Source organism: Acetobacter sp. JWB (assembly GCF_003323795.1).
In the GTDB taxonomy this organism is placed as follows: Bacteria; Pseudomonadota; Alphaproteobacteria; order Acetobacterales; family Acetobacteraceae; genus Acetobacter; species Acetobacter oryzifermentans.
Genome location: NZ_CP030871.1, coordinates 51,748 through 65,269, shown reverse-complemented (window position 1 = coordinate 65,269; position 13,522 = coordinate 51,748). Strand labels below are relative to the sequence as shown.

General features: G+C 50.6%; 12 protein-coding genes and 1 other RNA gene. 5 read left to right on the top strand and 8 right to left on the bottom strand.

Translation table 11 applies throughout. From position 1 onward, the window contains the following. Positions 1-3: 3 nt before the first annotated feature. An RNA gene (ffs, locus tag DS739_RS00335) (signal recognition particle sRNA small type) lies at positions 4-101 on the bottom strand. A gap of 29 nt (positions 102-130) precedes the next feature. Between ffs and DS739_RS00330 the strand changes: the two genes are divergently transcribed. The 3 genes from DS739_RS00330 to nagA are packed head-to-tail and all read left to right on the top strand — an operon-like array spanning position 131 to position 3,098. Further along, positions 131-673: a hypothetical protein gene (locus tag DS739_RS00330; protein WP_050793146.1), complete on the top strand. Its 543-nt coding sequence runs from the start codon at positions 131-133 to the stop codon at positions 671-673. A gap of 34 nt (positions 674-707) precedes the next feature. Then, positions 708-1,982, top strand: coding sequence for a glucose/galactose MFS transporter (gluP, locus tag DS739_RS00325; RefSeq protein ID WP_035350726.1), 1,275 nt, complete (start codon positions 708-710; stop codon positions 1,980-1,982). A 12-nt stretch (positions 1,983-1,994) separates the two neighbouring features. Further along, positions 1,995-3,098 carry an N-acetylglucosamine-6-phosphate deacetylase gene (gene nagA / locus DS739_RS00320; RefSeq protein ID WP_035350705.1) on the top strand — a complete coding sequence of 368 codons (1,104 nt, stop codon included), beginning with the start codon at positions 1,995-1,997 and terminating at the stop codon, positions 3,096-3,098. 48 nt (positions 3,099-3,146) lie between these two features. Here the strand turns inward: nagA and mdoH are convergent, their stop codons facing one another. From mdoH to DS739_RS00305, 3 genes are all read right to left on the bottom strand, one after another. Further along, a complete protein-coding gene (gene mdoH / locus DS739_RS00315; protein ID WP_170315319.1) occupies positions 3,147-5,279 on the bottom strand; it encodes a glucans biosynthesis glucosyltransferase MdoH in 2,133 nt (710 codons plus the stop codon). Between the two features lie 2 nt (positions 5,280-5,281). Then, positions 5,282-6,826 (bottom strand): glucan biosynthesis protein, encoded by a 1,545-nt coding sequence (locus DS739_RS00310; RefSeq protein WP_006116637.1) that lies wholly within the window; start codon positions 6,824-6,826, stop codon positions 5,282-5,284. Positions 6,827-6,892: 66 nt separating this feature from the next. Beyond that, positions 6,893-7,258 (bottom strand): winged helix-turn-helix domain-containing protein, encoded by a 366-nt coding sequence (locus tag DS739_RS00305; RefSeq protein ID WP_006116636.1) that lies wholly within the window; start codon positions 7,256-7,258, stop codon positions 6,893-6,895. A gap of 69 nt (positions 7,259-7,327) precedes the next feature. On the opposite strand from DS739_RS00305, the gene DS739_RS00300 reads away from it, so the two are divergent. Next, positions 7,328-7,840, top strand: coding sequence for a GNAT family N-acetyltransferase (locus DS739_RS00300; RefSeq protein ID WP_006116635.1), 513 nt, complete (start codon positions 7,328-7,330; stop codon positions 7,838-7,840). Positions 7,841-7,846: 6 nt separating this feature from the next. Here the strand turns inward: DS739_RS00300 and recA are convergent, their stop codons facing one another. Then, positions 7,847-8,872: a recombinase RecA gene (gene recA, locus DS739_RS00295; protein ID WP_269320058.1), complete on the bottom strand. Its 1,026-nt coding sequence runs from the start codon at positions 8,870-8,872 to the stop codon at positions 7,847-7,849. Between the two features lie 261 nt (positions 8,873-9,133). Continuing rightward, positions 9,134-10,588 carry a gamma-glutamyltransferase gene (locus DS739_RS00290; protein ID WP_006116633.1) on the bottom strand — a complete coding sequence of 485 codons (1,455 nt, stop codon included), beginning with the start codon at positions 10,586-10,588 and terminating at the stop codon, positions 9,134-9,136. Positions 10,589-10,635: 47 nt separating this feature from the next. On the opposite strand from DS739_RS00290, the gene DS739_RS00285 reads away from it, so the two are divergent. Continuing rightward, entirely contained in the window at positions 10,636-11,514 is an 879-nt protein-coding gene (locus DS739_RS00285) for a DsbA family protein (RefSeq protein WP_006116632.1), read from the top strand. Positions 11,515-11,565: 51 nt separating this feature from the next. Here the strand turns inward: DS739_RS00285 and hemA are convergent, their stop codons facing one another. Next, positions 11,566-12,873, bottom strand: a complete 1,308-nt coding sequence (gene hemA, locus DS739_RS00280; RefSeq protein WP_006116631.1) for a 5-aminolevulinate synthase — start codon at positions 12,871-12,873, stop codon at positions 11,566-11,568. Between the two features lie 60 nt (positions 12,874-12,933). Continuing rightward, entirely contained in the window at positions 12,934-13,410 is a 477-nt protein-coding gene (locus DS739_RS00275) for a hypothetical protein (RefSeq protein WP_035352952.1), read from the bottom strand. Positions 13,411-13,522 lie beyond the last annotated feature (112 nt).

Genomic DNA, 13,522 nt, shown 5'->3' with positions numbered 1-13,522 from the left:
ACGGGTGGAAAGCCGAACAATGACCCGGACGAAACTTACCATGGCTGCTTCCTTCCGGATCTGACCGGGTTGGCAAGGTGTCCGTCCACTGCCGACTTTCCGCTTTTTACATAACACTAAATGCAGGCAGATGCCAACCCTGTGTAATAGCTACCAAAGCCCGTTGCTTTACCTTCTGGCCATGAACAGGCTAAAAACAGAACACCCCAGAAGCACAGACCTGTGTATTAAGAGAGTTTTGCGCGTGTTTTTATTCCGCCCTTCCACTCCGCTTTTTCGGCCTCTTACTTTGGCATCCCTCTTTTTTATGGGCTCTCTTGCTGCCTCAGCAGTTGCGCGCGCAGATGATGATCCGCCAGCCCGTACAAACGTGCCAAATGTACAGTTACAAAAAGAGTTAGCCGTATTGCACTTTAAACCAGAAGCAGCTAGCCCGGCCTGTATTGATGCACTGAAAGAACTGCACAAAACGCAGGATATGCTTAAAGCTGAAGAAGCGCGATCTCATGATCAGGATCTGGCTATTGCGGAAGATGTGCTGGAATCTGATTTTGAAAATTCTATAGAAATGTGTGCACCAGATGTGCAGCGCCTGTGCGAAGCACCCAATCCTTCTGCCGAGCTGGCGCATACCTGTGAGAAAATTGACAGTCTGCCTGATTCTGCAAACTGATTTTTCTTTAACCCCAGATAAGGCCTGGCCCTGCATGCACAATCGCACCTTCTGGCGCGCTGTTTCCTGCCCGGCCGGGCCTTATGGCTGGCTACCACTTATTCTGGTTGCAATATTGTTTTTTATAATCGGCTTTGTAACATGGCTGAATGGGCCTCTTATATCTTTTGTAAAAATTGCATTTTCCCTTGATGATATAAGCGCATTTTTGATCCCTTTTGTTTTTTATATTTCATATTTTTTATTCGCCATTCCGGCCGGTAAAATTGTAACACAACAAGGCCTGCGACAAAGCCTGATATATGCCTTAAGCATTATGACAGCAGGCATGATTGTTACAGGCCAATTTATGAAAACATCATCCTACCTTGGTGCATTATGCGGATTTTTAATTTTGGGTAGCGGGTTGGCGCTTCTGCAGGTTGCCATAAACCCTTATATAAGCTTTTTAGGCCCAACTGATCGCGCTGCACAACGTATTGCAATTATGGGTATTTGCAACAAAGTTGGCGGCATTTTAGCTCCTATTGCTTTGGCAGCGTTTGCCATGCCGCATATTGGAGATTTTCCACTTACTTACAATGCACAAAACAATTCGATCTTACAGCAACAATTCATTTCTACAATTTACTGGCCTTATATAGGAATGGCTACGCTTTTAGCTCTGACAACTTTGTATATAAAATGTTCAACTCTACCTGATATAAAAATATCTCATCTAAAAAATATAGAAACAAGCGTTCCCACAAATTCAAACCCAACCTTATGCTTTGGTGTTTTGGCCATGTTTCTTTACGTTGGTGTAGAGGTGTTGGCTGGAGATGCTATTGGAACCTATGCATCTGGATTTCATATTCCATTCAGAATATCCAGTCTTTTTACATCAGCCACCCTTGTTTGTATGCTTTGTGGGTATCTGGTTGGGTTAATATGTGTACCACGCTACATCTCTCAAGAGCGTGCACTTCTGCTTTCCTGCCTTACAGGTTTTGCCTTAAGCCTTCTGGCATATATGACTCATGGATACATATCTGTTGCATGCGTAGCGCTTCTCGGCTTCTCAAATTCCATGATATTTCCATCTCTTTTTCCAACCGTCTTAAACTCCACCCACAACAAAACCTCTTTTATCTCTGCGTTGTTGGTTATGGCATATTGTGGAGGTGGTATTTTACCACAATGCTTTGTATGGCTAAAATCCATTATAGGGTTTCAGGCAGCATTTTCAGCATTATCCTGCATATGCTATTTTGTAATTTCATTATTTATTTTACGTTTTTCAAAAACACCCTACAACACAAACACCTAATGGTTGGCTGATATGAACGAACTTTCCGGAAATCTTGTGCTTCCAAATACAATTGTAAGCGGAAGTATACATTTTGAAACCAAAATTCAGGATATTACACCTACTCAACATGAAACAGACCGCTATATTCTCCCTGGCTTTATCGACGGACACATCCACGGGGGCGACGGCGCAGATACAATGGATGGTGTAAAAGCCATTCACACCCTTAGCCGGTTTCATGCTCGGCATGGCACGACAACATTATTGCCAACAACCATCACCAGCCCTTGGCCGGATGTTATCAACACATTACATGCTATTGCTGAAGTAACTGGGCAACAAATTCCAGATGGCCCGATGATACATGGCGCACATCTGGAAGGACCTTTTGTGAGCCCCCATAAACTCGGAGCTCAGCCTCCTTTTAATATCGCCCCAACATCAGAAAAGGTTTTAGAAGTTCTTGCTACAAACTGCGTGCGTGTTGTGACACTGGCACCGGAGCTTCCTCATGCACAAACTGCCATGGAAAGTTTTGCCAAAGCTGGCGTGCGCGTAAGCCTTGGTCATACAGTTGCCAGTTATGAACAAGCTCATCAGGCTATTTGTCATATTTGCAAATCTGGTGGTGTGGTTGGCGGCACGCATCTCTTTAACGCTATGCCCCCCATTGAAAGCAGACGCCCCGGCCCAGTTACCGCCTTAATGTGCAGTGACGCCTATGCCGAAATGATTTTTGATACACACCATATCCATCCAGCAACATTTCAACTAGCTCAACGCATTATGCCAGATCGGCTTGTTTTTGTAACCGATGCCATGCGTGCTGCTGGTTTGCCAGATGGGCCAAGCCAACTTGGTGGGCAAGACGTAATTGTAGAAAATGGAACAGCACGCTTGCCAAATGGTAGCCTTGCAGGAAGCGTGCTGACATTAGATGTTGCCCTACGCAATGCTGTAAATACCGGAACATCATTGCACGAAGCAGTAGCACTTTTAACGCGCAACCCAGCAAACTATCTAGGGCTGCATGACCGCGGCATATTAGAGGCCGGAAAACGTGCTGATTTTGTTGTAATGGATTCCAACCTGCATGTGCAGGAAGTATGGGTAAGCGGCCAGCGTATTTATTAAAAAAGACGGGAAGACTTTTTATGTTTCTTCCCGCCTTATACGCAAGATTTACTCTGAAAGTTGCAGAACGCTTTCCACGCCTTTGCGTGTGCCAAGAACTGCAGCTTTTTCTTTTACCGTAAGCTTATGTTCAACCTCAGAAACTGTGTGAGATTCTGAAAGTTTTACTAAACCCACGAGCTGATCCGCATTAATGGGATCTCCCGCTTTACGCTCTGGCGGCAGCATAGCCATATGCGCCTGCGCCAGCCCCACATCTGCCCGCAAAGCCCGCAAGGCATCTTCTGGAAGATCTGGGGTTTCATCACTTTCGCGGTCTTGCTCTACCTTTTTAAGAACATCCGGCATATTGGTTTCTTCCGGCACTAAAAGAAGGCCAGCTTTGCGAAAGTCCAAACCAACATTACGACTGCTGGTAAACGCCACCAGAGGAATGGAAAAAACCAGCCCCAGCAAAACCGGTGTCATCCAGAAGAAAAGAGAGGGAGACACAACCCATGCTCCAGCCCCTAATAGCACACCAAAAATGGTAAAACGCCCATACTGACGGACAATATCCATAAATGGCACACCGCCATCATCTCGTCGCTGTGCGTTCCAACCGGAATCATGGCCTGTAAGAATGGAGAATACACCGAGTGTTTGAATCAGCATGGCTATTGGTGCAATCAAACCACCAATTAGTGTTTCCACTAATATGGAACCTGCCGCACGTATGGCACCACCACACCCTTTGCAGTTTTCCCTATCCAGCAACAACGCGATATACGCAAGAAGTTTTGGTGCTAGCAGCACAATCATGGTGCCGATAAACACATACTTCGCCTGCACAGGGTCAACATGCGGCCAGTGTGGATAAAGAAGCTTTGTTTCTCCAAAATATTCTGGCCGCTCAAAATGAGCCTGAAGAGAAATTAAAATACCTGTCAACAAAAACACAAGCCACAAAGGCGATGTTACATAAGCCCCAATGCCAACAACCATGTGCATCCGGCTGACCCAATGCAGCCCCTTTGTTGGCAGAACCTTGACGTGCTGCAAATTACCTTGGCACCAACGCCTATCGCGAATGGCAACATCGGTAAGGGAAGGAGGACTTTCCTCGTAAGAGCCATCAAGAGCTGGCACCATATGAATGGCCCAGCCCCCGCGGCGCATTAAGGCAGCTTCTACAAAGTCATGGCTCAGAATATGTCCACCAAAAGGTGGCTTGCCCGGCACATGCGGCATGCCTGCCTGTTCGGCAAAAGCGCGAGTGCGAATAATGGCATTATGGCCCCAGTAATTTCCCTCCGAGCCATGCCACCATGCAATACCGTACGCAATAACAGGCCCGTACACACGGCCCGCAAACTGTTGCAAACGTGCAAAAAGCGTTGTGCCACCAGTAATAACCGGAAGTGTCTGTATAAGGCCCACACCAGGGTTACGCTCCATGGCTGCGGCCATACGCACCAACGTGGCGCCAGACATAACGGAGTCTGCATCCAACGTAACCATGTGGTCATATGCTCCGCCAAAGCGGCGCACCCATTCCCCCAGATTACCAGCCTTACGCTCTACATTATTATGGCGACGGCGGTAAAAGATATGATCATATCCGCCAGTTTCTTCACGCAGCGCCAGGAAGGCTGCCTCTTCCTCTACCCATACATCCGGGTTTGTGGTGTCTGAGAGAATAAAGAAATCGAAGGCATCCAATTCCCCCGTTTCCTGCAAACTATCGTAAATAGCTTTCAACCCCGCCATAACACGGCGAGGAGGCTCATTATACGTAGGTAGCAGAACAGCATTCCGCCGTGTAAGCTGCGGCAGCGGGCCAGATTTGCTGATACCTAGCCCAAGGCCACCATGCGCAACCAGAGAACAGAACCCGGCAACAGAAGATGTAAATGCCAGTGCAATCCACATAAATAGAGCAATAAACAACAGCAGCATGATCACACCCAAGGTGGAAACACCTGCTTCATCCATCACTTTATGCGTGCGCCATGCCCCGTAGGCCGTCAGCAACAATGCTGATCCAATAACAGCCAACCGACGCAGCACGATATTCCGCGGAGAGGTAAGAGGCGTGCGGCCACGCCCTGCCATATTGGGTGCAGCATGAAAATCCTGCACCGGCATATCCAACGGAGATTCTGAAGGGAGAGCACGAAACATTTGTGTAGAATCCGGCATGCTTACGGCGTCCATCGGTATAGCCACTGTTCAGACACTGGGCCCGTATCGGTTTCTAGGGCACAACTTAAATCCGCCACCTTGGCATCACCTGGCACAAACTCAAATGTTGTGCGCCAACCGTTAATTTCCGGATTTGGCTCTACAACAACATTACGAATTGTGCCCGCAGATGCTTGCGGAGAAACGTGGAAGTGCGTGTCTTTTGGCAGATGCTCAAAAGGTGCGCCCACAAAATCTATGGCGAAGAAACGAGCGGTCTTATCATCCACCACAGCGCCTACACGTGTGGCACCAATACGCGCCAACGGAGTGGGAAAAGGTGCATCCCATCCCCAGTACATACGATAGGTGAAGCTGTATTCCTTGCCAGCCAGCAAAGGTTCCTTGGGCCGCCAGAAGGCAACAATATTATCGTTTACTTCATTGGGTGTAGGAATTTCCACCAGATCTACCCAGCCGGAACCCCAGTCTCCAATAGGCTCAATCCACAGGGAGGGACGCTTTTCATAATGCAAGGCCAGATCTTCATAATCATGAAAAGAACGTCTGCGCTGCATCAGCCCGAAACCGCGCGGAGAGGTATCAGAAAATGTTGAAAACTGGAGATCAAGCGGGTTACGCAATGGGCGATAAAGCTGTTGATCTGCTCCTGTCCACATTTGCAGAGCTTCGCTATCATGCGCAGCGGGGCGCCAGTCATCAATGTGGTTGCGATCGTTGCCATCAAAATAAAACATGCCCGTAAGGGGCGCGATGCCAGATTGTTCTATCTTGGTGCGTGGGAATAATGTGGACTGCACATCAAACACCGTGCTGTCACCGGGGCGGATGGTAAAACGAAATGCCCCTGTAAGAGATGGGCTATCTAACAGCGCATGTATAACAACAGACTGCACGCCCGGCTGAGGTTTTTCCAACCAGAAGGCGCGAAAAAGAGCAAATTCCTCGCCTTTAGGATCACCCGTGCCATCAGCAAAGCCACGTGCAGAAAGCCCATAAATCTGGTCTTTACCTACTGCACGAAAATACGATGCCCCAAGAAAAACACAGAACTCTTCCATTACACCCGGGGTGTTAATGGGGGCACGTAGCCGCAAACCTGCAAAACCCAGATTATCTTCTACCCGCAAAGAAGGATCTGCATATGTAAACAAATCTGGAGAATAGGGAACAGCTGCTGCCTGCCCATTCTGCACTTCGTAAATTTCGATCCGCGGCTTGTATAAAAAACCACGCGGATAAAATTCCACATCAAAACCCAAATTATCGCCAGCCCACAAAGCGCGATCTGGACGGTAGGCAATGCTCCGGAATTGATCAAAATTCAGGTTTGAAAGTGCCTTTGGTAACGTTTGATCTGGCCCCTTGTAAGGTCCATTTGCCAGCCTGCGAGCAATCTGCGCAACTGTGTTATCATCAAATGCACCAGTAGCATTTGCTAGCCCTTCGGCATGTGCCCGCCTAATGGCACCCCCTACCAGCGAAGCCAGGGTAGCGCCTGCCCCTGCCTTGATTACATCACGTCGCTGCACATTTGCTGACACGTCTGTCTCCCGCTCTTTTGCTAAATTTTATGGGATGGTTGTTTCATTGTTCTGAATAGACCCATCTCATTCTGGTGAGGTTTTTTGTGGGCACGCAGACAATAAATTTTCCAGTTCCGCTATATCAGAACGAGCAGCCTGTGCTGCCTTATCTGCAATCTGCCGATACAGCGTGACAACAGTTTTACCTGTAAGTGTAAGAAAAGCCCCACCACCACCGCCGGGCCGCGTGATAACCAGAGGTTCCTTAAAAAGCTGGTTCAGATTATCTACCAACAGCCATGTACGGCGGTAAGACATACCCATGGCGCGCCCCGCCGCTGAAATGGAGCCTGTTTCTTCCAACTTTTCCAGAAGATGTATCTTACCATGCCCCAACGCAGGCTTACCATCTGCATCTAGCCGCAATGTCAGTCTTACTCGTGCCGTCATGCCTACCCACTTTTCCAGTTATCAGCCTTTAAGCTGAATAACTGTATAAGGAAAAAACGGAAATTCTATATGACTCCCAGCGCAGATACCACTTGGCGTTCCATGACACCAGATGATCTTGCCGGTGTTATGACATTAACTGCCCGTATCCATCCCGATTACATGGAAGATCTGGTCGTTTTTGAAGAACGCCTGAAACTTGCACCTGATGGCTGCTTTTCTCTTTTGCGGGGTAAAGAAGTGCTTGGCTATCTGATAAGCCACCCATGGCAAGGCCTTGTTTCCCCGCCATTAAACACCTTGCTGCATACCCTGCCTCGTAAGGCAGATAGTTGGTATATTCATGATCTTGCCTTATCCCCAACAGTAAGGGGGCAAGGGTTTGCACAACAGGCTTTGCTATTGGCCGAACAGGCTGCGCGCAGGCAAAACCTGCATACTCTTTTACTTACATCTACCTGCCACGCCATTGGCTTTTGGCAGAAAGCAGGCTTTACGGATGCACCTACCAACAAAGCAGAACAGGCGGTGCTGGCATCTTATGATGCGCAAGCCCGCCTGCTCTATCGCGCTATAAGCTAGAAAACTTTAGTCACCTTCATGGTGTTCTGGTGCCACCATCATAGCCTCGGCAACAACGCCTGCGTGTTCACGCACGCGGCGTTCAATATCCGCGGCCATTTCTGGGTGATCACGCAAGAACTGCTTGGCATTTTCACGCCCCTGCCCAATGCGCTGGCTATCGTATGAAAACCATGAGCCAGATTTTTCAACAACTCCGGCTTTTACGCCAAGATCAATCAGCTCACCAACCTTACTGATGCCTTCGCCGTACATGATATCAAATTCTACCTGACGGAAAGGTGGCGCCATCTTGTTTTTAACAACCTTTACGCGCGTCTGATTACCTGTCACCTCATCCTTGTCCTTGATAGACCCGATGCGGCGAATATCCATACGCACGGAAGAATAGAACTTCAGGGCATTACCACCCGTGGTTGTTTCCGGATTACCAAACATCACACCAATTTTCAGGCGGATCTGGTTCAGGAAAATCATCAGAGTATTGGAGCGTGCCACCGTACCCGTAAGCTTACGCAAAGCCTGGCTCATCAAACGCGCATGAAGGCCAACATGGCTATCGCCCATGTCTCCTTCCAGTTCTGCGCGCGGCACCAGTGCTGCAACACTATCTACCACCAAAACGTCAATAGCGCCGGATCGCACGAGTGTATCTGCAATTTCCAACGCCTGTTCACCCGCATCTGGCTGGCTGATCAGCAGGTTATCTACATCCACGCCCAGCTTTTTGGCATAACCGGGATCCAACGCATGCTCGGCATCAATAAAAGCACAAGTGCCACCACGCTTTTGTGCTTCTGCAATGGCATGCAGCGCAAGCGTGGTTTTACCAGAGCTTTCTGGCCCGTAAATTTCCACCACACGGCCACGGGGCAACCCACCAATACCCAGCGCAATATCCAGCCCAAGGGAACCAGTAGGAATAACATCTGCCTCTACCTTGGGACGCTGCCCCAAGCGCATGACAGAACCTTTGCCAAAAGCACGTTCAATCTGTCCCAGCGCGCCTTCCAGAGCCTTTGCCTTATCCATTTTTACCATTCCCTTCCTGTGGGCCGGACTGCCAGATGTACGTAAGGCCCTTGAATGTGCATAACGCACCATGCACAAAAGATTATGCGTTCAATTCCTGCCATAAAGCCCCTACGGCAGCAACGAATGTACTGGGTAACCGCTTTATGGAAACTTTTTGCTAATGTTGCGATCTCTACCTGTTCCATTAAGAACAAATTGGCAACTTTTCAAGATGGCAGCATAAAATTCATCTGCCATCTTTTAAGATTCTAAAAATTATCAGCTCTTTTTCCCATGATCGGAAGAAAGAGCTAGCCCAAACCCTCTGGGGTCAGTCCAACCAAAGCATTTACTGCCATCCCCCGGCAAACCGGCTGGGCAGGACACAAAATTGGCACGCCCCACACCATTGGTCACCTGTGGGCGGCTCCCCGCTATTGCTGCCTGCAAGGCTACGGCTGCCGTATCTGCCGCCACATTCTGCCCAGATGCCGTGGCCGCAGCCTGAAACTGGTTACCCCGGTGCGCAATAGCAACAGGCAGAAGCGGCAAAGGTTTCCGCACGGGGGAAGCCCCCAGCATAATGCCTGTAGACCCAGCAATACGCCCGGTACCAAATAGATTGTTCATGGTGAATGCACAACTTACAGATTCACCCTGCCTATCCGTCACCACAAAAGATGTGGAAGCAGGCAAGGCAGGTAGAACCGAGCCAGCAGGAATGTGGCCAGAATTCAGAAGAGCCTGTGCATCTGCAATACTGGTAGCAGCTCCTTTTGCACCCTGCCGCGCACGCCAACCAGATACAGCCGTTTCCGCCCTTACGCGGCCGCCATTCTGCCCCACATTGGAAAGATACGCCGCAGCCATACCAAACCCACCATCTGCAGGTGGCGGCAAGAAGCTGATATCAATGCCATCAACACGCGCTGTAAGCGGCTGTGCTGCCACAGGAATAGCTGCGCGCAAATCCAACGTTGTCAGCCCCGCACCGGCAACACGCGCAGCCTCTGCAAATGTCTGGCCCAGTGCGCCGGCGTAAAGATCGCCCACACCAGCAATACGCATCCGCTCCAGTGCACCCGCCAGACGTGTCTGCACCATCACGTCATCTGCTACCAATACGTTGCCGTTGGCATTGCCAAAAATGGCACGGGTTTTTTCATCTGCCAGCAAAGGTGCCTGTACAGCAGCAAGGTCAGACGCCAACAACCCGCCCACCGGCACACCACGAGAGGCCAGATTACGCGCAGGCAACAACAGATCAGCAAAATCCACACTGCCGTAACGCAGCTGCATTAAATACAGGCCACGCGCCAGCATGGGAGCAGAAGCAGGACGATCCGCCCCGGTGTCATTCAGCCCGGCTCTGGGCAGAAATACAAAGGCCTGCCCAGCGCTTTCACCCGGCTTCCATGCCAGACATGCACCACCACCACCCAAAGAGGCTCGGGAAGGCAGCGTAACAGAAAGGGCCAACCCAAGAGCAGCCGCAGCATCTGCTGCGTTGCCCCCTTTAGCCAGAACATCACGCCCAACCAGAACGGCCTGCGGTTCATCCGCCACAACCTCTCCCACAAATCCTGTTTCCACAGGTTGCGCAATATGACTGCCAGAACTACAGGCTGGCAGAACAGAGGTAAGAGCAAGAGCCAAAGCCCCCGCACGCTTGCGAGAACCAGAAAGCACGGTTTTAAACCGCGTAAAACGAGGGATAATAGAACGGGCGGCCACGCCTTGCTTTCTCCACTACTGGGCCCGTCCGGCGGGCAGTCGTCTGGATGGTATCCCTCTGGATTAACCTGCTTTACGGCGGGCAGCAACAGCCCAACCTTGCCGTAATGACCGCACGTGCCATACCATTCCAGTTTATGGACAAGGACACCATGCAGAATCTGAAATCTTTCTTCCGCCTTACAGTAAGCGCTGGCGCATTGGCCACCGCTCTGTTTTGTGCGGACTCCGCGCCTGTACGTGCAGCAGACAGCAGCTTTACACCAGCCCAGCGTGCCGAAATTGTAAACATCATGCGCAACGCCTTGAAAACCGACCCCACTATTCTGTCGGATGCGATTGCCTCCCTGCAAAACCAAGCCGCAGCGCAGAAAAATGCCTCTGCGCTAGACTTGGTACGCCATAACAAGCCGCTTTTTGGCGGAAGTTCTACTGATGTGGTGCTGGGGAACCCACAGGGCTCCCTGAATGTGGTGGAGTTTTACGATCCACGCTGCCCTTACTGCCGCAAGGTTCTGGATGATCTGGATGCGCTTGTTGCCGCAGAACCAGACTTAAGGCTGGTGGAAAAGGTTATTCCTGTTCTGGGGGCTAATAGCACACTGGATGCACAGGCCATTATGGCCGCCGGCCTACAGGGCAAGTACATTCCATTCCAAAAAATCCTGATGGCGGATTCTTCTGCCCCCGGCATGGATCGAATCCGGAATGCAGCACATCAGGCAGGAGTGGATACAGACAAGCTGGTGAAGGATATGAAAAGCTCAGCCGTTACCACAGCGCTGGCAAAAAATGTTGCTCTGGCCCGCTCCATCAATCTGGAAGGAACGCCCACCTTCATTATTGGGGATCAGGCAATTATTCCCGGTGCAGTTTCTCTGTCTGAACTTAAAACTGCCGTGGATAAGCTGAAAAGCAGCCACTAAACCTATTATGGCGGGTGCGGGCTTCAACCTCACCCGCCATAATGGTTTTTCTTACGCGGCGGAACAAGCTGCCTGGCGTGCGGGCATAATGCCTTCTTCACGCAGGAGCACACTCAGCGCGTTAATCAGATCATCCATCATCTCATCCGTATGGAACGGCCCCGGGGTTAGGCGTAGGCGCTCCGTACCCTGCGGCACAGTTGGATAATTGATGGGTGTTGCGTAATGCCCATATTCCGTCAGCAAGCGGCGGCAGATGCGTTTGCAACGCTCTGCATCCCCAATAGGAATGGGCACAATGTGGCTGGGTGTCATGGTGAATGGCACACCCGCAGCCCGCAGCCGATGGCGGAATGTGTTCACACGTTCAAAAATAGACTCGCGCCGCCAGTTTTCCGCGCGCACCTTGCGCACGCTGGCAAGCGCCCCCGCCACAACCGGTGGCGGCAAAGCTGTAGTGAAAATAAAGCCAGAAGCTGTAGAGCGCAGGAAATCTACAATTTCAGCAGAAGCCGTAATGTAACCGCCATGCACACCAAAGCCCTTGGCCAGTGTGCCTTCAATAATGTCAACCTGATCGGCCACACCATCGCGCTGGGAAACGCCGCCACCTTCCTGACCGTACAGGCCGACAGCATGCACTTCGTCCAGATAAGTCAGTGCATTATATTTACGGGCAAGCGCGCAGGTTCCGGCAATATCGGAAATATCACCGTCCATGGAATAAACGCTCTCAAACGCAATCAGCTTGGGGGCATCTTTTGGCGCAGCGGCCAGTTTTTCTTCCAGATCTTTCAGGTCATTATGTTCATAAATGACTGTCTGAGATCCGCGCGCACCTTTAATACCCGCAATCATGGACGCATGGTTCAGTCGGTCTGAAAAACAGATCCAACCTGGCATGGATGTCAGAATGGTTTGCAAGCTGGCCTGGTTGGAAACATAGCCAGAAATAAACAGCAGCCCAGCTTCTTTACCATGCAAGGAAGCAAGTTCTGCTTCTAGCTGTGTATGCAGCGGGCTTGTGCCGGCAATATTACGCGTACCGCCTGCGCCAGCTCCATGCTCTCGAATAGCGGCGATAGCAGCGTCCTGCACCTCCGGCACAACGCCCATGCCCAGATAGTCATTAGTTGACCATACAATAACTTCACGCCCTTGCGGCAGATCGCGCACAGCCTCTTCGTACAGAGGAAAACGCTCTGCCTGACGCGCTAATGGCGTAAAGGTTCTGTAACGCCCCTGATGTTTGATCTGATCTAGCGCCTCATGGCAGTGATCATAAAAAGGATGGCGGGCGTTTTTTATCGCTCCCACGCTAACTTTCTCCTCGCTTCTCGTCAGAAACGGTCGGGGCATGGCGCGTACCCATCGGCCGTCTGGCCTGTGTGTTCACACGTTTGTGTATATAGTGCTGCTTTACCGCACATACACCCGCACAACCGGTTTCGTCACGGAAGAATCGGGCATAGCGGACATTTCCACCTGCGCCTCTGATGCTCCAGCATTAATCATTTCCTGCAACACGGCACGGCCATCACCCTGCACCAAGTTCATCAGGGAAGATTGTTCCGCATCTGCATTGGCCTGTGGCGGCACAAGACATCTGACAACAAACAGAACATCAGGTTTGCGGCTAAGGGCAAGGCGCGTAATCTGATCAACCGGAGCTTCCCATTGCGATGCAGGGGTGCCAGCAGCCAGTTCAATCAATGGTGGCACAGGTGGCGGCCCCGGTGGCGGTGGCGGAATATATGGCTTGGGTGCCACGCCTGCGTTTGGGTTGAAGGTTTTTTGATCAACCAGCTTGCAGCCTGTCATGCCAACCAGCACGCACCCCGCAACAACGACACGGAGAAAAGACCCTTTTTCTGTAACTCGGGAAACGGGCAGCATAACAGGACAGTTCTCCACCAGAACGTATAATGGCAATTCAACATGGCTTTACGGGGCCATTTTTATTTCTTTCGCGCTGTCCTGCACCGGGTGCAAGCCCTTTGGGCCTTTT